Source organism: Pseudoalteromonas sp. TP27 (genome assembly GCF_056470645.1).
Genome location: NZ_JARDAK010000006.1, coordinates 53013 through 74957, shown reverse-complemented (window position 1 = coordinate 74957; position 21945 = coordinate 53013). Strand labels below are relative to the sequence as shown.

Sequence of the window (21945 nt, the reverse complement as noted above, 5' to 3'; positions counted from 1 at the left end):
GAGATATTTAAAATTTGCACTTATGCGTACTTAGTTGGTATTTAAAATGATGTTCCATGATTCCATGGCTATTGCTCAAGAAAAAATGACTAAAGTGTGTATGTTTTTAGAGCGCTATTCGCTCCCTCCTACGCCACTTAATTATCAGGTTGTTTATACCTACACCAGCCAGACTAATATTAAGCTCAATAAAGCCTTAGATCGCGCTATTGCGGTTGAAGATAGTATTGACAGCGTTTTAATTGAACAGCTACATGCTGAGTTTTTAAATACGGGTCACGCAGCGCAAGTCAGCATGATTCAAAACGTTGATGGTGTTATAAATTCACTTTCTCAAAATTCTCAAGCCACTGAAAAGCAAATAATTCGCTTTGCGGGTCATGTAAGTGATTGCGTACATTCGCTAGATGAGAACAACATAGAGCAAAGCCGTCAAGCGCTTGAGGTACTTCATAATCAAACCACTGAATTACTAAATCAACATAAGCAATTTAAGCAAGAACTAGGTAAAGCTAAGCAACTACACGAAAAAACACAAAAGCAGCTAACATACCTTCGAAAACAATATATAGTTGATAGCCAAACAGGGCTTTATAAGCGCCATTATTTAACCCAACAAACCCAAGTATGGACTAATCAGAAAAAATCTATCTGCGCTATAGCGATTCAAATAGATAATCTTGATCATTTTACTGAAAATCACGGTGATATTATTGGTGAAGTCATTTTGAATAAAGTAGCTAAGCAAGTACAAAAATATGTTTTTCAAAGTGGTTTACCTGGCCGTACAGCGAAAGATCAATTTACTGTTTTATTAGCCGACATAGACCCAGATACAGCCAATGTTATTGCTGAGAAAGTCCGAAATGGAGTCGAAAAGCTTCGCTTTGTTAGTTCAAAAACAGGCACCAAATTGCCTAGCATAGGATTATCGCTTGGAATTGCTCAGCATCAACAAGATGATGATTTTAATCAATTGGCAAAAAAAGCATCTCATGCCGCTTTTAAAGCACGCTCATTAGGTCAAAGTAGTTATACTGCAGGGCAATAAATTACCTGATAAATCATATTAAAATTGCACCTACTGCGTACAATAAAGTACACTAACCTCTATTGTCACGATAGAGATTAATCATGAACGAAACCGAACAAAAGACCACGCATTTTGGTTATAAAACAGTAGCCGAGAACGATAAAGCTTCTATGGTTGCTGATGTATTTCACTCAGTAGCTGCAAAATACGATGTAATGAATGATTTAATGTCTTTTGGGGTGCATCGTTTATGGAAACGTCAGACTATTGCAAGCTCAGGTGTTCGTAAAGGGCATCATGTTCTCGATTTAGCCGGCGGCACTGGCGACTTAACCGCAAAGTTTAGTCAATTAGTGGGCGAAACCGGTCAAGTAGTATTAGGTGACATAAACTCATCTATGCTCAAGGTTGGTCGTGAGAAACTACATAACCTTGGGTTAGTGGGCAATATCGACTACGTACAAATGAATGCCGAAATGCTACCATTCCCAGATAATAGTTTTGATGTGATCACTATTGCCTTTGGTTTACGTAACGTTACCGATAAAGACAAAGCTCTGCGCTCTATGTACCGCATTTTAAAGCCAGGTGGCCGATTGCTTGTTTTAGAGTTTTCGAAACCAGAGCATGAAGTACTTAGCAAAGCTTACGACTTTTACTCATTTAATTTATTGCCAACAATGGGTAAACTTGTTGCTAACGACAGTGAGTCGTACAAGTATTTGGCTGAATCGATTCGTATGCATCCAGATCAAGATACGCTAAAAGCGATGATGGAAGATGCGGGCTTTGAGCAAACAACATATCAAAACCTCACTGGCGGAATTGTTGCGCTGCATCGTGGTTTTAAATATTAAGGCTAGCAGTTATGGCGCTTGAGAAAACAGCAAAAAGCAATAATGGTGCAATGACATCTGAGTTTTTTATGTTACCTAACTTTGTACTCTCGCTTATTGAGCGTATACTAAATCAAGCACTTAGCCTTGACCCACAATTACCTCAAAAGCTAAGCTCAGTTAAACATCAGCGCTTAGTGGTTGAAGTAAGAGACTGGAAACAAAGCATCCAACTTGTTTATAGCGCTGAGCAATTACACTTATACAGTGCCCAAAGCAATGAAAATGCAGATTGTATGATCAGCGCCGACATAGAGACGCTTTTAGCGCTCAAAAATCCAGCAATGCTTACCCAATTAATTCGCCAAGATAAGCTCGACTTGCAAGGCGACTTAAATATTGCGCAAACTTATAGTAATGCGTTTTCAGGCATTGATATTGATTGGCCTGAGCAGTTTTCTAAATACATTGGCGATACCCCCGCTCAGCAGTTATACCTGCACTTAAAAAAACTAAAACAAAACGGCAGTAAAACCAACACTAAAATAAGTACAATGCTTACAAGTTTATGCCAAGATGAGCTCGCAATTACTATTCATCCATTAGAGCTTGAGCAGTTTAAACAAACAAATAGAGAGCTCAAAGGGCAAGTGGCTGCCGTTGAGCAACGTATTAATGCCCTTTTAAACTCTTTTTTACCTTCAAACACCCGCTAAGGATTTTTTGTGTCGACTGCACGTTTATATAACATCACCAAAACGTTACTTAGCTATGGGTTAGACGAGCTAATTCCGAAACATAAGATACCTTGGTTTGGTAAAGTAGCTCGCGGCAGTTTATTTTGGCTACGTAATCAACACAAAGAAAAATCTCATGGTTTGCGCTTACGTTTAGCACTGCAAGAGCTTGGCCCTGTTTGGATTAAATTTGGTCAAATGCTCTCAACCCGTCGTGATTTACTTCCGCATGATATCGCTTTAGAGCTGGCGTTTTTACAAGACCAAGTGGAACCTTTTGAAGGTGAGCTAGCCCAAAAAATAATTGAAAAAGCACTCGAAATTAACGATATAAGCGAATTGTTTAGTGAGTTTTCACAAACACCATTAGCGTCAGCATCAATAGCACAAGTACATACAGCAAAGCTGATTGATGAACACAGCATTGAGCAAGATGTCGTAATTAAAGTCATTCGACCAAATATTCACGAGCAAATTAATGCCGACTTGGCGCTGATGGAAAAGCTCGCAGAGGTACTTGCAAAAGTCCATAACGAATCAAAGCGTCTTCGTCCTGTAGAGGTTGTTAAGGAATATAAAAAAACGCTTCTTGATGAACTCGATTTAATGCGAGAAGGTGCCAATGGCATACAGCTAAAGCGTAACTTTGAAGGTTCTGAGTCATTGTATATCCCTGCAGTGTATAGTGATTACAGCCGCAGTAATATCCTCGTAATGGAGCGTATTTACGGTATACCCGTATCTGATAAAGATGCGCTTATGGCGCAAAACACCAATATGAAGTTATTGGCTGAACGCGGCGTAGAGGTATTTTTTACGCAAGTGTTTAGAGACAGCTTTTTTCATGCCGATATGCACCCTGGTAATATATTTGTTTCTCGCGAGCATCCTGAAAACCCGATGTATATCGGTATTGATTGCGGCATTGTTGGCACTTTAAGCAAAGAAGATAAACGCTATTTAGCTGAAAATTTTATCGCTTTTTTTAATCGCGATTACCGCCAAGTTGCACAGTTGCATGTTGATTCTGGCTGGGTACCACACGATACTAGCATTGAAGAATTTGAATTTGCGATTCGCACTGTATGCGAGCCTATATTTAATAAGCCCCTTGCTGAAATTTCATTTGGTCACGTGCTCGTAAATTTATTTAATACTGCACGTCGTTTTAACATGCAGGTACAACCACAGTTAGTCCTACTACAAAAAACCTTATTATACGTTGAGGGATTAGGGCGTCAGTTGTATCCGCAACTCGACTTATGGAAAACCGCAAAGCCCTTTCTAGAAGATTGGGTAAAGCAACAAGTCGGCCCATTATCTATATTGAAACAAATGTATGCTAACTTACCATTTTGGGCTGAAAAAATGCCTGAGTTACCCGATCTAATTTACCAAAATTTAAAGCGTGCACCACACGTTCAGCCTCTAGAACAAAAGGTATCTTATAAATCTTTAATTTTAGGTTTATTTGGTAGTGCTACAATGATTATGGCAACACTTTGTTATTTACAACACGATTTAATAGCTGCAAGTATTGCAATAGGCTTATCGTCCATTAGCTTTATAGCAGCATGGCGCAGCGCATAAACTAAGTGCTATTTACGCTATTGGGCGTATAATTAGTATTTAAAATAAAAATTTAACCATTTTATATATTGGAGAAAACCATGGGTTTTGGTGGTATTAGTATTTGGCAATTATTAATTGTTTTGGCGATCATAGTTTTACTTTTCGGCACAAAAAAGCTACGCGGTATGGGTGGAGACATTGGCGGCGCTGTTAAAGGCTTCAAAAAAGCAATGTCGGATGATCAAGCTAACGAGCAAGAAAAATCAGAGCAAATTCAACAATCAGAAAAAAGCACCGCTGACGAATCAATCAATACTGAAAAAACCAAAGATAACAATAAGGTTTAATAAGTATGGGTATGTGGGAACTTGTTGTTATTTTTATTGTTGGCTTAGTGGTGCTCGGTCCTGAGCGCTTACCTGTTGCTATTAGAACAGTGAGTAAATGGATTAAAACAGCTAAGTCGGTTGCCAACTCGGTAAAAGCTGAGGTAAGTGAAGAACTGCGTATTCATGAACTTCACGAAAACCTTAAAAAAGCAGAACAACAAGAACTAAAAGATTTAAGCCCTGAGCTACAAAGCTCATTAACAGAGCTACAAAAAGCAGCTGAGTCAGTTACTCACAGCTACAAGAAAAAACAACCTGATACACCAAATAACCAACAACTTGATGAAAAAAAGTGAAATTTATCTCTCACTTTGCGGTCAACTTACTACATGGTATAAAAAATAATGGCTGAGGAAGTAAAATCGGGGTTTGTAGCGCATTTAATTGAGTTACGTGATCGGCTAATAAAAGCACTATTGAGTATTTTTGTTATTTTTATTGCCATTGTATATTTTGCGAATGACATTTACACCTTTGTTGCACAGCCGTTAGTTTCGCATTTGCCAAGTACTGCGACTATGATTGCAACCGATGTAACTGCACCCTTTTTTGCACCTTTCAAACTTACTTTATTTGTCGCTTTATTTGCGTCGATTCCATGGATATTGCATCAAATTTGGGGCTTTATAGCACCGGGGTTATATCAGCACGAAAAGAAAATGCTCATGCCCATTCTCGCCTCAAGTATAATATTATTTTATGGCGGCATAGCTTTTTGTTATTTTGTAGTTCTGCCAATTATTTTAGGCTTTTTTACAAGTACCGGCCCAGAGATGATGACTCTTGCGCCAGATATAAGTAGCTATTTAGGGTTTGTATTAAAACTATTTTTTGCATTCGGTGTCGCTTTCGAAATTCCAGTGGCAATAATGCTGCTATGCTGGAGTGGTGCAACAACAACAACAAGCTTAAAAGAAAAGCGCCCTTATATTGTGGTGGGTGTATTTGTAGTAGCAATGTTTTTAACACCGCCCGACGTATTATCACAAACATTATTAGCATTTCCGATGCTTCTTTTGTTTGAACTAGGTCTGATTTTAGCAAAATTTTATACCGCCAAACCACAAAAAGAATCTGAGGAATAAAATGAAAAAACAACTACTCTCATTATTGGTTTTAATAAGTGCACCTACCTTTGCTGCGCAAACGCAATTTAATACTCAAGCGTTACAAGCATGTAGCTTTATTGAAAATGACTTTAGCCGATTGCTTTGCTATGACAATACAATTGCTGGTAAATCACTAACAAAGCCAACAATAACAAAAACGCTCACCCCACCAACAGCTAACAATGTACCTCAAGTCGTAGCTGCTGCACCAATGCAAGTAAAGGCAAAAACTGACGATTTTGGCTTAGAGCACAAAGAATCACAGGTAGAAAAAGAGACTGAAATTAAAGCTATGGTTACTTCAGTGAAAGAAGCAGCTTATGGCGAGTTAATTATTTCGCTAGATAACGGTCAACAATGGCGTCAAATTGGCTCTGACAGCATGCGTTTAAAAGAAGACGATACAATTGTAATTAGCCGCGGTGCATTCAGCTCTTTTCTATTGAAGAAAGAGGGTAAAAACCGCTCTATTCGCGTTAAACGCACTAAATAATGTCATATACTTTAATTGATGCTGGAGTTAACTTAACTAATCATCAATTTGATGACCAGCATCATGATGTAATTACCCATGCCAATGAAGCGGGTGTTACAAATATGCTTATTATAGGTTGTGATATTGCTAGTAGTCAGCAATCACTTGAACTTGCGATAAAACATCTTCAATATTCTACGGCGGGTGTGCACCCGCATGATGCTAAATCGGCGACGAATGAATTAGAAGCACAATTAACTACCCTTGCAAATAATAAGCAGGTCATAGCGATTGGTGAATGCGGCCTTGATTATAACCGTGACTTTTCGCCTCGCGATGTACAACGTAGTGTTTTTAGACGCCAGTTAGTACTTGCCGAAAAGTTAGATTTACCTGTTTACTTACATGAACGTGATGCAAGTGACGATATGTTGAGTATTCTCAAAGAATTTGATATTCGCGGTGTACTTCATTGCTTTACGGGTAACTCAGTAGCTCTTCAGCAATATTTAGATTTAGGTCTTTATATTGGTATAACAGGTTGGGTATGTGATGAACGCCGTGGTAAAGAGCTACAACAGCTAGTGCCTAGTATTCCTCTAGAACGATTATTAATAGAAACTGATGCGCCATTTTTAATCCCACGAACAGTTAAACCAAAGCCTAAATCACGTAAAAATGAACCAGCCCTACTCCCTTACATTTGCCAAACAGTCGCACAACTTTATCAAACAAATGAAGAAGTAATAGCTCGCAAAACTACAGAAAACTTTTATCGTGTTTTTGGTTTATTAGATCGTTAATGGCCTATGCAAAGGCATTATTAAGCCTACTAATATTCCTTTGCACTTTTTGCTCTTTCGCAAACCCCGTCGTAATAAAAGATGATTTCAGATCTCAAAACATCAATAATCTATACTACTCATTTAAACCTACGTCGCTATTAAATGCACAGCAAAGTGGCGATATAAAGTGGCAAAAAAATATAGGAAAACCTCTTAATTTAGGCCTTGAGCAGCGTTCTGTATGGATAAAATTTAAAATAAAAAACCCTCTTGGTTATAATACCGAGCAACTATTATCGCTAAACAATCCCCTGCTAAACGACGTCCAAGTATATCAGTTACATAACTCGCTATTACTTTCTTACACCCAAATCGGTGATGCCTATACCCTTGATAAACGTACGATCAAGAGTGAATCTTTATTAGTTAAACTGATCAGCCCTGCAAATAGCGAAACGGTTATTATAATGAAAGTGGCGAATAGCTCAGGTTTGCGAGTCCCTTTAACACTATGGCAACCAGAAGCTTATTTAGCACATAAAGGTAAACTTAATTTACTCTATGGCTTATTAATTGGTTTTATATTTTCTTTAGGTGTCAGCTGCTTAGTTTTATATGGTTTTTCACGTAAACGGTATTTTATTTATACTGGTGTTATAACTCTCACGTTAGACAGTGTATTAGCTTATCTTTGTGGTTTTGGCTTAAGATATATTCATCCTAACTTGCCAGCGTTACAGCAAGTTATGATCCCTGTATTACTCATGCTTATTACTTTAATGTTTTTGCCCTTGCAAAAGCAAATTTGCCATCCACGGCCATCGTTTTTACTAACTGTTCAAAAAGTTATAGTTAACGCTTTTGCCATTTCGTTATTATTTATTTGGTTACTTCCAAACCATATAGTGACAGTATTTTGCTTAACTACTATCCCAATCGTTTTAGGCTTTTATATTGCAACTACACTTATGTGCATGCGTATAACGCCTTCTAAACCTAATAAAGCGCTACTGCTCGTATTAGTTTTTTTCTTGGTTGTGATGCTTTATTTTACTGTTGCAGTAGTGGGGCTATACGCATTTAGCAGAAGTTCGCTCGCATTTGTATTTGTATGCTTTTTTAGTTGCACTGTTTGTCTATGCTACAGCGTTATGAAATTATTTATTTTACAGCGTGATGAAGAAGTAACTGCTCAACAAACCTTGATTGCTAAAAATGCAGCCCAAGATACGCTACTTAAAGAGCGCTTAAAGTTACAAGAAAAAACACACCAAGAACTAGAATCACAAGTGGACGAACGCACCTTTGAATTGCAAATTACGCTCAGAGAGCTTGAAGAAAAAAACCGGGCCCTTGAGCTACTTAATACCGAAGATGCTTTAACCGGAATAAAAAACAGACGCTTTTTTGATAAAAAACTCGTAATGGAGCTTCGCCGCTCTCGTCGAGAACAAACACCGCTTAGCATTGTTATGCTAGATATAGACCGATTTAAAGCCATCAACGATACATACGGACATATTATTGGCGACCAAGTTATTAGAGCTGTATCTGACCTTATAAAAGATCATTTAAAGCGCCCACTAGATGAAGTTGCCCGTTACGGCGGCGAAGAGTTTGTGGTGTTATTACCTAATACCCCCAATGAAGGTGCACAAGATATAGCAGAAAAAATACGATCTGCTATCTCAGCAAGCACTGTAACGGTTGCCAATAACGATATTCAATTTACAATTAGCGCAGGTATATACACCAGTATTGCTGATGATGTTAGCAATCCTCAAATATTCACTGAGTGCGCCGACAAAGCGCTTTATTACGCAAAGCAGCATGGCCGTAATCAAGTAATCACTTTTCCATTACCACAGTAGGAGCATATTAATATGGCCCAATCAGGATTAGACCTTTTCCCGTATACTCGCATGCGCAGAATGCGTCGCAGCGATTTTTCTCGCCGCTTAATGGCCGAAAACCAACTTAGCGTAAACGATTTAATTTACCCTGTATTTGTACTTGATGGTAAAGATCGTCGCGAAGCAATTGAATCAATGCCAGGTATTGAACGCTTATCAATAGATTTGCTACTCATTGAAGCTAAAGAGTTGGTCGAACTTGGAGTACCGGCAATAGCTATTTTCCCGGTAACGCCTACGGATAAAAAATCATTATTTGCCGAAGAAGCATATAACGATGATGGCTTAGCGCAACGTACCGTAAGAGCTTTAAAAGAAGCCTTTCCTGAGTTAGGTGTAATTACTGACGTAGCACTTGACCCATTTACGACGCATGGGCAAGACGGCATCATTGATGATTCAGGCTATGTTATTAACGATGTCACTACAGAGATTTTAGTTAAACAAGCACTCTCTCATGCACAGGCAGGTGCCGACGTTGTTGCCCCTTCTGATATGATGGATGGTCGTATTGCTGCAATTCGTGAAGCACTTGAAGCAGATGGATTTATTCATACTCGTATTATGGCCTACTCTGCTAAATATGCGTCTAGCTACTATGGACCCTTTAGAGATGCGGTAGGCTCTGCTGGAAACTTAAAAGGCGCCAATAAAAAAACCTATCAGATGGATCCTGCTAACTCTGATGAGGCAATACGTGAAGTCGCATTAGACTTACAAGAGGGTGCTGATATGGTCATGGTGAAACCTGGCATGCCTTATCTAGATATTGTACGCCGTGTGAAAGACGAATTTGGTGTACCTACTTTCGCATATCAGGTAAGTGGAGAGTATGCAATGCACAAGGCGGCAATTGATAATGGTTGGCTGGCCGAAGAGGCGACTATAATGGAATCTTTACTTGCCTTTAAACGCGCAGGTGCCGATGGAATTTTAACCTACTTTGCAAAGCAAGCCGCACAATACCTCGCTAAAAAGTAAAAAATTTATAAAAAGGCGGAAAACCGCCTTTTTATTCACATTCGTTTACATTTTTGTATTATTTCCGTCATATTTATTCTCTAAACTGGTGCCCCATTTGGGGTTTAAATACACGGGAATAATAAAAAATGTTTAAAACAAAAATAACGCCACTCGCACTTATTATAGCAAGTTTAAGTGCTCCAGCATCCGCTGATCTAATCATTTCTGAATATGTTGAAGGAAGCAGTAATAATAAAGCGATTGAGCTTTATAATAACTCGTCATCTGCGCTAGCCCTTGATCAATACTCATTAAATTTATATGTAAATGGTAAAACAACAATTCAATCAACTCTTGATCTGTCTGGTACTTTAGCTGCTAACAGCACCTTAGTTATTGTTAATTCAAGCTCAAATGATGATCTAAAAGGCAAAGCCGATTTAGAACATAGTGTTGCTAACTTTAATGGTGATGATGCATTAGTTTTAATACAAGGCAGTACTGTAGTGGACAGCTTTGGGCAGCGTGGTGTAGATCCAGGTTCTTTTTGGTCTGAAGGTGGAGTACAAACACAAGATAAAACACTTCGTCGTAAAGACAGCATTACTGTAGGTAGAACAACACCAGATGCAGCATTTAATCCAAGTGAAGAATGGGTGCAGTTTGAAAAAGATGATTTTGATGGATTAGGTGCGCACGCAGGTAATGGTGGAACAACACCTGAACCAGAGCCTGAGCCAGAACCACTTGTTCCACTTGTTTGTGGTGCAGAGAAAGTTTTAATTAACGCTATTCAAGGTGATGGCTCTGCAAGCCCACTTGTTGATACATTAGTAGAACTTGAGGGTGTTGTAACCGCAGATCTTCAAGGTGATGATCAACTAAAAGGCTTTTTTGTTAGCTCACTTGCTGCTGATATAGATGCCAACCCACTAAGCTCTGAAGGTGTATTTGTTTATTATGCAGATACTGATGTAAATGTTGGTGACCATGTGCGCGTACAAGGGACTGTTGAAGAGTATTTTGATGCAACACAAATTGGCAGCGTAAGCCAAGTAGCAATTTGTGATACAGGTTTAGCTGTAGCAGCTACAAAAATCACTTTACCTTTAGCTGATACAACTGATTTAGAAGCTTTTGAAGGTATGCTAGTTACATTAGAGCAACCATTAATAGTCACTAATAACTTTGGTCTTGGTCGATATGGTGAAGTTGAATTAGCTACAGAGCGCTTATATCAAGGGACTCAAATTGCATTACCTGGAGATGCAGCTAATGCAGTTGAAACAGAAAATCTACTTAAAAAGATTTTACTAGATGATGGCTCTACAGTACAAAACTTAGACCCGACAGCTTACCCAGCTCCAGGCTTATCTGCAGAAAATACATTACGCACTGGCGATACAGTAAATACTGTTACAGGGGCACTTGCTTATAGCTTTGGCCTTTACCGAATTCACCCAACTTTAGCGCCTCAGTTTATTGCGACAAATGCACGTGAAGATGCGCCAGAGCTTAATGCTGAAGCAGATTTACGTGTGGCTAGCTTTAACGTGCTTAATTACTTTAATGGTGATGGCCAAGGTGAAGGGTTTCCTACAGCTCGAGGTGCAGATTCAGAAGCTGAACTTACTCGTCAAGAAGCTAAAATTGTAAGTGCAATTAGCGCTATCCAGGCCGATGTTGTTGGTTTAATGGAAATCGAAAATGATGGCTTTGGCGAATTTAGTGCAATTGCAAGCTTAGTAAATGCATTAAACGAAGCTGATAGTACTAACAACTATGCATTTGTTGACTTTAACGTAGATCAAATTGGTACCGATGCAATTACTACCGCACTTATCTATCGTGCTAACAAGGTAGAGGAAGTAGGTACTGCTGCTATTACGACTGAGGCTCCATTTGATTTTAGTAACCGTGCTCCAATTGCACAAAGCTTTAAATCTTTAGAAACTGATGAAGTATTTACTGTTGCTGTGTCACACCTTAAATCTAAAAGCTGTGGTAGTGCTTCTGGAAACAATGCAGATTCAGATGATGGACAAGGCTGTTGGAATGAAATACGCACAGAAGGTGCTAATGCATTCGCAAATTGGCTTGATAGCAAACCAACCGGTGTTGACGATGAAGATACTATTTTAGTCGGCGATATGAATGCTTACGCAATGGAAGATCCAATACGTGCATTTGCAGATAAAGGATATAAAAATGTAGTTGCAGAGCTTGATGGCAATACACTTGGTTACTCTTATAGCTTCTCTGGTCGTGCAGGTAGTTTAGATCATGCAGTAGCGACCCAATCACTACTAAACAAAATTGTCTCCGCAACAGATTGGCATATCAACGCAGATGAACCTATTTCACTTGATTACAATGTAGAGTTTAAAAGCGAAGGGCAACAATCTAGCTTGTACTCTGAAAGTGCATACCGCGCATCAGATCACGATCCTGTAATTATTGATATTAAATCTGAGGTAATTTTAACTCCTGAGGAACAAACACCAATAATTGCTGCTGACCAAGTTTTTGCAATTGATGAAAATAGCGCAATTGACACAATTATCGGCACGCTTGAATTCAGTGATCCGAATGCGGATGTATCGCCAGTGGTTGAATTTATAGTGTCGGGTAGTGAGATAATTACAGTTAATGAACAAGGTCAACTTATTGTAACCGGTGAACTTGATTTTGACGTTGAAAGTACAATTGCACTATCAGTGCAAGCAAAAGATAGCGCAGATAACGTGTCTGATTCGGTAGCGGTGACAATTAACATCACTGAAGCGAGCTCTGATGATGACGATTCAGGTTCATTATTATGGTTATCACTTCTTTTAGCACCACTATCAATAGTGCGTAGATTCAAAAAGAAATAACCAACTTTAATCTCAACATTTAAAAAGCCGCGCATGCGGCTTTTTTATTTTATACAAATGTAATTCAGACAAGCTTCATTAAACCCCACGTACTATGTTCATACGATCTGTAAATCTTCTAGTAATTAATCAGTAACAACTACATACATTTGAGTGAATTTTATACAAAAAACCTCAATGAGTTACATGTGATAAGTTTACCTACTGAAAAATATAAACTTTTAAAGGGTCCACTTCTTGCTATTAGTAATCTAGAAGATACTTACAAAGAAATTAATATTTACCCTGAACGTAAAAATAAGTCGTGTTTTTATAAAGGAATGAGAATGAAACAATTAACCCAAAACCTGCCTAAATGGCAAAAAAAGTCAGCACCACTACTGGGTCTACTTATTATTTTTTCGACTTGGGGCAATAGCAACCAAGCGATTGCTGCAACCGTTGATGTAGCAATCCCACAAAGTAGCTTATTTGACGTAATTAGCGCTCGCGCTAAAAAGTTAGCAAGTGAAGAATACGTGGCGCCTAAAAGCATCGAGCTTGAAGCATTAAATAATATTGATTATCAAGATTACCGTTCAATTCGCTTTAAAAAGGACAAAGCGGTTTGGAAAGATGAAGGTCTTTACGAACTACAGCTATTCCATCCGGGGTTTTTATACAAAACACCTGTCACTATAAATACAGTTGATAGCGATTCAAAACGTAGTCGCTTGCCTTTTAGCACCGATTTTTATCAATACGATGGAACTGCAGCGCCACTTCAAGAAGAAATAGCTAAAAGTGTAGCGGGCACTCAATTAGGCCATGCAGGATTTCGTTTACATTACCCGTTAAATACTAATGAATATAAAGATGAAGTAATGGTATTTCAGGGTGCATCGTACTTTAGAGTAGTCGGTCCTAATCAAGTTTATGGTTTGTCTGCCCGTGGTTTAGCAATAGATACTGCTGAAAATTCAGGTGAAGAATTCCCAGTATTTAAAGAATTTTGGTTAGTTAAGCCAAAAGCTGAGCAAACAAATATTACTATTTTTGCATTACTTGATAGCCCATCTATATCTGGTGCCTATAAGTTTAATGTTGATCCAACAACAAACATGCTTGTTGATGTAGATATGCAGATTTTTGCGCGTAAAGATATTAAAAAGCTCGGCGTAGCGCCACTAACGAGCATGTTTTACCACGGCGAAAACAGCACCAAATTTTTTGACGATTACCGCCCTGAAGTTCATGATTCAGATGGCTTACTAACGCAATCTGCCGATGATAAATGGGTATGGCGTCCGCTTAACAATCCTTCACAACTGAGTGTTACATCATTTTCATACAATAACCCTAAAGGTTTTGGTTTAGCACAGCGCGACCGAGATTTTAATAATTATCTAGATACCGAAGCACATTATCACAACCGCCCTAGCCTATGGATCGAACCACAAGGTGAATGGGGAAATGGCCGTGTAGAGCTTGTAGAAATACCTACTGATACAGAAACTAACGACAATATCGTCAGTTACTGGGTACCAGAAAAGCCAATGCAAGCTGGAGATTCATTAAAGCTAAGCTACAAAATGACGACCTTTAATGCAGCTTTAACTCAGCACGAAAAAGCACGCGTACTACGCACAAGAATCGGTAGCGCCGCTTTACCTGGTGAAGACAACCCGCCGCCGCCAAGTCATCGTCAATTTACTGTTGATTTTACAGGTCCAGAAATAAATCAACTTTCTGATCAATTAAAACTCGATGCAGACATTCAACTTACAACGGGCGAAGTAACCGATGTAAACGTACAAAAACTACCTGATTCACGAGGATGGCGTGTCGCCTTTAAAATTGCACCACAGGACGATCAACCCGTTGATATGCGTTTATTGTTAAAACTACGTGATAAAGAAATTAGCGAGGTATGGAGTTATGTTTGGTACCCAAATGACATCAAGTAATAAAGGTAAGGGCACTCCAATGCCATTCAAAACACTAAGAGTATGGCTATTTGCTATTGCGGCACTTGGCACATCGGGCTACGGCATATCTATCATGTTTGAAATTTTAAACTCAAACGGTATGACATTGCTTGAGTATGCTTTACTTGTATTATTTTCAATCACCTTTGCATGGATTGTAACTGCTTTTTGTAGTGGAACAATCGGCTTTGTATTACAGCTATTGCGAATTGACCCACTTACGCTAAAGCGTATTAAACCCATTGAGTTTAATAGTGAAGCAATTAACGCCCAAAAAACCGCTGTTGTAATGCCTATTTATAACGAAGACACTCACCGTGTTATCGCGGGTTTTGAAGTTAGTCTGCAATCGTTAAAAGAAACAGGTCAACTTGCAAACTTTGATTTTTACTTATTAAGTGACACGCAAGACCCAGAAATAGCTAAAAACGAGCTAAGTGCATGGCATGCATTGTGTGAACGTTTAGGTGATACAGCAAAACACGTTTTTTATCGTCGCAGAGAAGATAACAAACATCGTAAAGTTGGTAACCTAACCGACTTTTGTGAACGCTGGGGCAGTAAGTACGACCATATGATTGTGCTTGATGCAGATAGCGTAATGACCGGAAAATGTATGTTAGAGCTTACTACAAGTATGCTCAATAACCCACAAGCAGGCCTTATTCAAACAATTCCGATCCCTGTTCGTCAAGATACCTTTTTTGGCCGTTTTTTACAGTTTGCATCAGTGCTGTATAGCCCAATGCTCGCTACTGGCTCTGCTTTTTGGCAAACTGATAAAGCAAACTACTGGGGTCATAATGCAATCATTAGAGTTGAAGCATTTATAACCTGCTGTGGCTTACCTACACTTAAAGGTAATGCACCTTTTGGTGGCGAAATTTTAAGTCATGACTTTGTAGAAGCTTCACTACTTCACAGTGCTGGTTGGGATGTATTGTTGCTATCAGATATTGAAGGTAGCTACGAAGAAGTACCAAGTAATATCCTAGATTACGCTGTACGCGATAGACGCTGGGTGCAAGGTAATATTCAGCACTTAGGCTTGTTGTCGTCGTCAAAATTAAAACTAATGAGTAAGCTACACTTTTTATTAGGTGCAACAGCTTATATTTCGTCGCTAATTTGGCTCTCAATGTTAGCGCTCAGCACAATTGATGCAGTGACTCGCGCATTAAATAGTGATGTATACTTTAACCGTGTTTATCAGTTATTCCCTACATGGCAAATAGCTAAAACGGATCTTATTGATTCACTGCTGTACTTAACTATCGTTATTTTATTAATGCCTAAGCTAATGGGCATAATTGTCACTCTAATACATAGAAACAAACGCTTTGGTGGCTCAATTAAGCTAATACTAGGCTCAATCATTGAAACCGTATTTGCTATTATTGTTGCCCCATTAATGATGGTATTTCATGCTTACTTTGTAGTTTGCGTGTTTTTAGGTAAAAAAGTAAAGTGGGATGCTCAGCCTCGTGAAGGTCGTATGGTTCCTTGGAAAGAAGCGTTTGGTTATACGTTATTTTCAACTATTGTAGCTATTGCATGGGGCAGTATTGCTTACTACTTCACGCCAGTATTCTTCTGGTGGTTATCGCCTATATTATTAGGCTTGGTACTGGGTGCTCCGATTATCCGTTATACCAGTAGCATTAAACTCGGTGTACAGCTAAGAAAATTAGGTATATTTATTTGCCCTAGCGAAGTTGATAACGATTCAACACTAGAAGCGCTTAAAACTCACCTAAAAGAAATTTCGGTACCAAAGGAAGGTGTTTACCCACAAACAATACCAGCACTACCACAAGAGCAATTGGTTACCATGCCTATACAGTCTTTTAGTGAGCCACGCGGACTAAAGATAAAAGCGCTAAAAGCTAAAGCTATAAAGAAAGGTTAATTAGCGCGTTAAAAAATAAAAGGGGGCGATTAATCGCTCCTTTTTGTTATCTAAATAAAATTACTTTCTATCTATTAGTTAACCTAGAGCTATCTTTTATGCACTCAGTAATAATAATCTTAAGTAATTTAATACCTATGTAATACCAATCTGCATAAATCTTTGCGCAATTTAACGAATTATACCAACCTGCATAAATCTTTGATCAATTTACCGAATTAAATTGCACTATAACGTCGTTAAAAATTTTTTATTTAGAACAACTAGATACAAAAATTTTTGCCTAGTTCTAGTGTAATTTCCTTAACGTTAAATAGACCCCATACATAAGCAGATTGGTATTAAATTCCTCTATAACGCTACTCCCCTAAATTATAGGCAATAAAAAACCCGCAACATGTGCGGGTTTTTTTAAAGAGTTAAAGAGCTAATTACTTAGCAGCTTTTTTCTCTTTTTCTGCAGCGATTACAGTTTCAGCTACGTTAGCTGGACATGCAGCGTAGTGTGAGAACTCCATAGAGAACTGACCACGACCAGATGTCATTGTACGTAGTGTACCGATGTAACCGAACATTTCTGATAACGGTACGTCAGCTTTAATACGGCTGCCTGTTAAACCAGCTTCTTGGTCTTTCATCATGCCACGACGACGGTTAAGGTCACCAATAACATCACCAACGTGATCTTCTGGAGTGAACACGTCAACATTCATGATTGGCTCAAGAAGTTGTGCGCCCGCTTTAGGGATCGATTGACGGAAAGCGCCTTTAGCAGCGATTTCGAATGCGATTGCAGATGAATCCACGGCATGGAAACCACCGTCGAAAAGTTCAATTTCAACGTCAAGTACAGGGAAACCAGCTAGAACACCAGTACCCATCATTGATTTAAAGCCTTTCTCTACTGCTGGCCAGAATTCTTTAGGTACGTTACCACCAACTACTGATGATTTAAACGTGAAGCCTGAAGCAACTTCGCCTGGTTTGATACGGTAATCAATTTTACCGAACTGACCAGAACCACCAGATTGTTTCTTATGCGTGTAGCTATCTTCAATTTCTTTAGTGATAGTTTCACGGTAAGCAACTTGTGGTTGACCAACAATAAGGTCTACGCCGTAAGTACGCTTAAGGATATCTACTTTGATATCTAAGTGAAGCTCACCCATACCTTTAAGGATAGTCTCGCCTGAATCTTCATCAGTCTCAACTTGGAAAGATGGATCTTCTGCAACCATTTTACCGATAGCAACACCCATTTTCTCATTACCGCCTTTATCTTTAGGCTGTACAGCAATCGAGATTACTGGAGTTGGGAATACCATTGGCTCAAGTGTTACTGGGTGCTTAGGATCACATAGAGTGTGACCAGTTTGCACGTTTTTCATGCCTACGATAGCAATGATGTCACCAGCTTGTGCGCTAGTTAATTCGTTACGGTCATCTGCTTGCATCTCAACCATACGGCCAACACGCTCAGTTTTACCAGTAAACGAGTTAAGGATAGTGTCACCCTTGTTTAGTTTACCTGAGTAAATACGTACGAATGTTAATGCACCAAAACGGTCATCCATTATTTTGAATGCAAGCGCTTTGAAAGGTTCGTCAGTAGATACTACTGCAAACTCGCCATTTTCATTACCTTCTTCATCCATAAGAGGTTGAGGATCAACTTCTGTAGGACATGGTAAGTAGTCAACAACAGCGTCAAGAATAAGCTGCATACCTTTGTTCTTAAACGCAGAACCACAGTATGTAGGGAAGAAAGCAAGGTCACGAGTACCTTTACGGATACAACGCTTGATGTCTTCTAAAGAAGGTGCTTCACCTTCCATGTAAGCTTCAAGTAGTGCATCGTCTTGCTCAAGGGCAGTTTCAACAAGCATTTCATAATACTCGTCTGTTTGCTCTACCATGTCAGCAGGAACATCTGTGATTTCGTAGTTTTCAGGAAGACCAGTGTCATCCCAAACGTATGCTTTTTTAGTTAAAACATCTACAACACCAACAAACTCATCTTCAATACCAATTGGTAGAGTCATGATTAGTGGAGTTGCGCCAAGTACTTTACGTACTTGCTCAGTTACACGGTAAAAATCAGCACCCATACGGTCTAATTTGTTAACGAAGATAATACGTGCAACTTCTGAATCATTAGCATAACGCCAGTTAGTTTCTGATTGTGGTTCAACACCACCAGAACCACAGAACACACCAACACCGCCATCTAATACTTTAAGTGAACGGTAAACTTCAACTGTGAAGTCAACGTGTCCAGGAGTATCGATAACGTTAAAACGGTGATCTTTCCAGAAACAGCTTACAGCCGCAGACTGAATAGTAATACCGCGCTCAGCTTCTTGTTCCATGAAGTCAGTAGTAGATTCACCATCATGAACCTCACCTGTTTTATGGATTTGACCAGTAAGCTTTAGGATACGCTCAGTAGTCGTGGTTTTACCCGCATCAACGTGCGCGAAAATACCAATGTTTCTGTACTTCGATAAATCTGCCATTAATTTTACTCTTAATAAAGTCGATAAATTATTCGGCAGGAGTATAACATCACTTAAAGCGAACATCACCATACAAGCCGCTTAAAATGCAATCAATTCAATATATTTTTTTTACAATTAGAATTCATGGATAATTAAAGATAAAGAATAAAACCTAAGTCGCTGAAATAATTAAGTTTACATAACTAACTTTAATTACACAAAGTTACTTCCTTATTTTATAACATCGCTCCGGACGTCCAATACCACCATAATTTTGGTCAGCTGTTAACTTGCCTGACTCCAGTAAATACTCCAAGTACCGGCGTGCTGTAGAGCGGCTAACGCCAACCAAATCGCCCATTTGCTGAGCGGTAAATGCAGAAGTTGCGTGCTCTACAAACGCATCATGTATTTTTTGTAAGGTAAGTTGATCAACCCCTTTTGGTAAACGAACAGATGTCTTAGTTTGCTGCTTTGAGCCAAATAATGTGTCAACCATCGATTGCGTTACTTCACTGGCATCAGAAAAGCATTGCTGACGTGATTCAAACCGTGCAAGGGCTTGATCAAGTCGATTTAACATTAAAGGCTTTACTAAAAAGTCGCATGCACCTAACTGCATTGCCTTTTCTAGCGTTTCAATCTCTTTAGCTGCGGTTAACAACATCACTTCACTTTTAAGTGTTCGTCGTCGTAAATCACTCAACAAGTCTAAGCCATTACCATCAGGTAAATGTATATCAAGTAAAATTAAATCGGGTTCGATTGCATGCAATAAAGCTGTTGCTGTACTTAAATTACCTGCAATGCCTACAACTTGATACTGTGCCTGTCTTAAACTTTGCTTGGGCGTTTGATTACCGGCTACCCCATTGGGTAGCAACAAATATTGTGCTAATAGTTGTGCTACTTCTACTTCGTCTTCAACTATAACTACTGAATACGTCATGTTTAATGCTCTTATTATTTTGGAATGTAAACACTTAGCCTTGTACCAAGCAGGTCTGACTCACCAATTTCTAACGTGCTACCGCGTGAGTCTAAATTGCTTGGCTGAAATAAGAGCGCTCACTTTAGTGCAAACTAGATGATTTATATATGAATAAAAAACAAACAGAGCAATAATAAGAATTATTTGTATTTAGGTGTTGACAGATAGTTAGATCTAACTGATAATCAATATCAACAAGACGGATTGCATACCACTTGTTAAGGAATGAATTGATTTATTGTTTCTGACCCTGGAACAACGTGTGGCGCACGTAAACAGCTATGGTTACTTGTTATGAACCGCAACGCCCCTTGATGTTGATGATGAGTAACCGCCCTACTATTTTACTTGCTACATTGCTCATATCGGTGACGGTAGATATGAAACTAAAAAAGCCCTTACGGGCTTTTTTTATGTCTGTAATTTAGGGTCTGTTGATCTTTCAAGGTTAAATTTGCAGCAGTTTGTTTGGTATTTAGGCAAGGCCTATGCAGTGTGGTTATTCCACATAAATGGGCGATAACGTAGCATTAATGCCAAACAGGCGCTGCCCAAAGGGTTCTTCCTAGGGGCTATTTACTCTTTGTTGCTCGGTTTTGACTTAGCCCACTAGGTTACAAATCTCGCGCCGCGATTAAATAGCCCCTAGTTTGAACAAATTTTAATCCGCAAAGTTCAACAGACCCTAGTAAAACTAAATTACTTTAATTAAATAACCTGAGCTCAGGTTAAATATTAACGACGATTTTTACGAGCACGTGCCCGGCGTTGCAGCTTTTCTTCTTCTTTAGCTGCTTTTTTAGCTTCTGCTGCAGCGCGTAAACCAGCAACCATTACTTCTTCTTCCTCACGCATCTGCGGGGTTTCCATCGTAATACGGCCAATAATACCGTCGCGTAATTCGTTGATTAGTATTTCAGACATTTTGTATGTGTCTATTTGGTTACCACCACGAATACAACCACGTTTTTTACCCGCCATCTCAACAAACTCCCAATCACTTTCAGGAAGTTCGGCAATTTTATAACGTGCTTTTAAAAGCTCAGGGTATGCACGCAATAAGTACTCAGCGGTGTAACTTGCTACTTCTTCATACTCAAGCGCCGTATCACGAATGGCACCGGTAGCGCCTAAGCGATAACCTGAGTTTTCATTCTCTACTTTTGGCCAAAGCATACCTGGCGTATCGTAAAGCATAATACCGTCTTCAAGCTTAATGCGTTGTTGTGCTTTCGTTACCGCAGGCTCATTACCTGTTTTTGCAACTATACGCCCAGCTAATACATTAATTAACGTAGATTTACCCACGTTAGGAATACCCATTATCATGGCTTTAATTTGCTTATCAGCACCTACTTTATGCGGCACTAACTTTTTACAAAGTTCATTAATACGATGTACTTCAGCCGCTTTATCATGTCCAAAAGAAATAGCTTTAACACCATTTTCTTGCTCAAAATAATCTTTCCAGATTTGAGTCATTTTAGGATCAGCTAAATCAGCTTTGTTCATAATTTTGATGACCGGCTTGCCTTCACGCAAGGTAGCCACCATTGGATTTTCGCTACTGTAGGGAATGCGCGCATCAAGCACTTCAATGATCACATCCATTTGTGGCATTATTTCTTTAATTTCATTGCGGGCTTTATTCATGTGCCCAGGGAACCACTGTATTCCTGCTCTACTCATTTGATTTATAAACCTTTTATTTCAACCCATAACACCATGGGGTACTGCGTGGGGTACTGGGTGAATAACTTCGATTTATCACCTCAACTAATGGCTCCTAGTTTACTACATAATCCCTTTAAACTTCTCGTATAAATAAAACCAGTAGTATATCTCAGCTACATAAGTACTATTGATGTTTATGGACAAAAATACACCAATGG

The 21945-nt window shown here is 39.0% G+C and carries 17 protein-coding genes; 14 read left to right on the top strand and 3 right to left on the bottom strand.

Going from position 1 to position 21945, the window contains the following annotated elements:
- Window positions 1-64: 64 nt before the first annotated feature.
- The 14 genes from PX700_RS09350 to mdoH all read left to right on the top strand — a co-directional run bounded on the left by PX700_RS09350 (window position 65) and on the right by mdoH (window position 16564).
- Window positions 65-1051 carry a GGDEF domain-containing protein gene (locus PX700_RS09350; RefSeq protein WP_479520642.1) on the top strand — a complete coding sequence of 329 codons (987 nt, stop codon included), beginning with the start codon at window positions 65-67 and terminating at the stop codon, window positions 1049-1051.
- 83 nt (window positions 1052-1134) lie between these two features.
- Window positions 1135-1890, top strand: a complete 756-nt coding sequence (gene ubiE, locus PX700_RS09345; RefSeq protein WP_007579859.1) for a bifunctional demethylmenaquinone methyltransferase/2-methoxy-6-polyprenyl-1,4-benzoquinol methylase UbiE — start codon at window positions 1135-1137, stop codon at window positions 1888-1890.
- Window positions 1891-1901: 11 nt separating this feature from the next.
- Window positions 1902-2585 (top strand): ubiquinone biosynthesis accessory factor UbiJ, encoded by a 684-nt coding sequence (locus PX700_RS09340; protein WP_479520569.1) that lies wholly within the window; start codon window positions 1902-1904, stop codon window positions 2583-2585.
- 9 nt (window positions 2586-2594) lie between these two features.
- Entirely contained in the window at window positions 2595-4196 is a 1602-nt protein-coding gene (gene ubiB / locus PX700_RS09335) for a ubiquinone biosynthesis regulatory protein kinase UbiB (RefSeq protein WP_479520568.1), read from the top strand.
- Between the two features lie 80 nt (window positions 4197-4276).
- Window positions 4277-4525 carry a Sec-independent protein translocase subunit TatA gene (gene tatA / locus PX700_RS09330; protein ID WP_479520567.1) on the top strand — a complete coding sequence of 83 codons (249 nt, stop codon included), beginning with the start codon at window positions 4277-4279 and terminating at the stop codon, window positions 4523-4525.
- A gap of 5 nt (window positions 4526-4530) precedes the next feature.
- Entirely contained in the window at window positions 4531-4863 is a 333-nt protein-coding gene (gene tatB / locus PX700_RS09325) for a Sec-independent protein translocase protein TatB (protein ID WP_197181250.1), read from the top strand.
- Between the two features lie 48 nt (window positions 4864-4911).
- Window positions 4912-5652, top strand: a complete 741-nt coding sequence (tatC, locus tag PX700_RS09320) for a twin-arginine translocase subunit TatC (protein WP_415638477.1) — start codon at window positions 4912-4914, stop codon at window positions 5650-5652.
- Between the two features lies 1 nt (window position 5653).
- Window positions 5654-6169, top strand: coding sequence for a hypothetical protein (locus tag PX700_RS09315; protein WP_479520566.1), 516 nt, complete (start codon window positions 5654-5656; stop codon window positions 6167-6169).
- Window positions 6169-6954 carry a TatD family hydrolase gene (locus tag PX700_RS09310; RefSeq protein ID WP_479520565.1) on the top strand — a complete coding sequence of 262 codons (786 nt, stop codon included), beginning with the start codon at window positions 6169-6171 and terminating at the stop codon, window positions 6952-6954. The genes PX700_RS09315 and PX700_RS09310 overlap by 1 nt, the downstream gene beginning before the upstream one ends.
- Complete coding sequence (locus PX700_RS09305) at window positions 6954-8807, top strand: sensor domain-containing diguanylate cyclase (protein ID WP_479520564.1); 1854 nt, start codon at window positions 6954-6956, stop codon at window positions 8805-8807. The genes PX700_RS09310 and PX700_RS09305 overlap by 1 nt, the downstream gene beginning before the upstream one ends.
- 12 nt (window positions 8808-8819) lie before the next feature.
- A complete protein-coding gene (gene hemB, locus PX700_RS09300; protein ID WP_479520563.1) occupies window positions 8820-9830 on the top strand; it encodes a porphobilinogen synthase in 1011 nt (336 codons plus the stop codon).
- A gap of 128 nt (window positions 9831-9958) precedes the next feature.
- A complete protein-coding gene (locus PX700_RS09295) occupies window positions 9959-12688 on the top strand; it encodes an ExeM/NucH family extracellular endonuclease (protein WP_479520562.1) in 2730 nt (909 codons plus the stop codon).
- A gap of 326 nt (window positions 12689-13014) precedes the next feature.
- Window positions 13015-14634: an OpgD/OpgG family glucan biosynthesis protein gene (locus PX700_RS09290; protein ID WP_479520561.1), complete on the top strand. Its 1620-nt coding sequence runs from the start codon at window positions 13015-13017 to the stop codon at window positions 14632-14634.
- A complete protein-coding gene (gene mdoH / locus PX700_RS09285; protein ID WP_479520560.1) occupies window positions 14606-16564 on the top strand; it encodes a glucans biosynthesis glucosyltransferase MdoH in 1959 nt (652 codons plus the stop codon). The genes PX700_RS09290 and mdoH overlap by 29 nt, the downstream gene beginning before the upstream one ends.
- Window positions 16565-16995: 431 nt before the next feature.
- Here mdoH and fusA read toward each other — a convergent pair whose 3' ends face one another.
- The 3 genes from fusA to ylqF all read right to left on the bottom strand — a co-directional run bounded on the left by fusA (window position 16996) and on the right by ylqF (window position 21742).
- Complete coding sequence (gene fusA / locus PX700_RS09280) at window positions 16996-19080, bottom strand: elongation factor G (protein ID WP_479520559.1); 2085 nt, start codon at window positions 19078-19080, stop codon at window positions 16996-16998.
- 205 nt (window positions 19081-19285) lie between these two features.
- Window positions 19286-20011, bottom strand: a complete 726-nt coding sequence (locus tag PX700_RS09275; protein ID WP_479520558.1) for a response regulator — start codon at window positions 20009-20011, stop codon at window positions 19286-19288.
- A gap of 777 nt (window positions 20012-20788) precedes the next feature.
- On the bottom strand, window positions 20789-21742 hold the full coding sequence (gene ylqF / locus PX700_RS09270; protein ID WP_415638467.1) for a ribosome biogenesis GTPase YlqF: 954 nt from the start codon (window positions 21740-21742) through the stop codon (window positions 20789-20791).
- Between the last annotated feature and the right edge of the window lie 203 nt (window positions 21743-21945).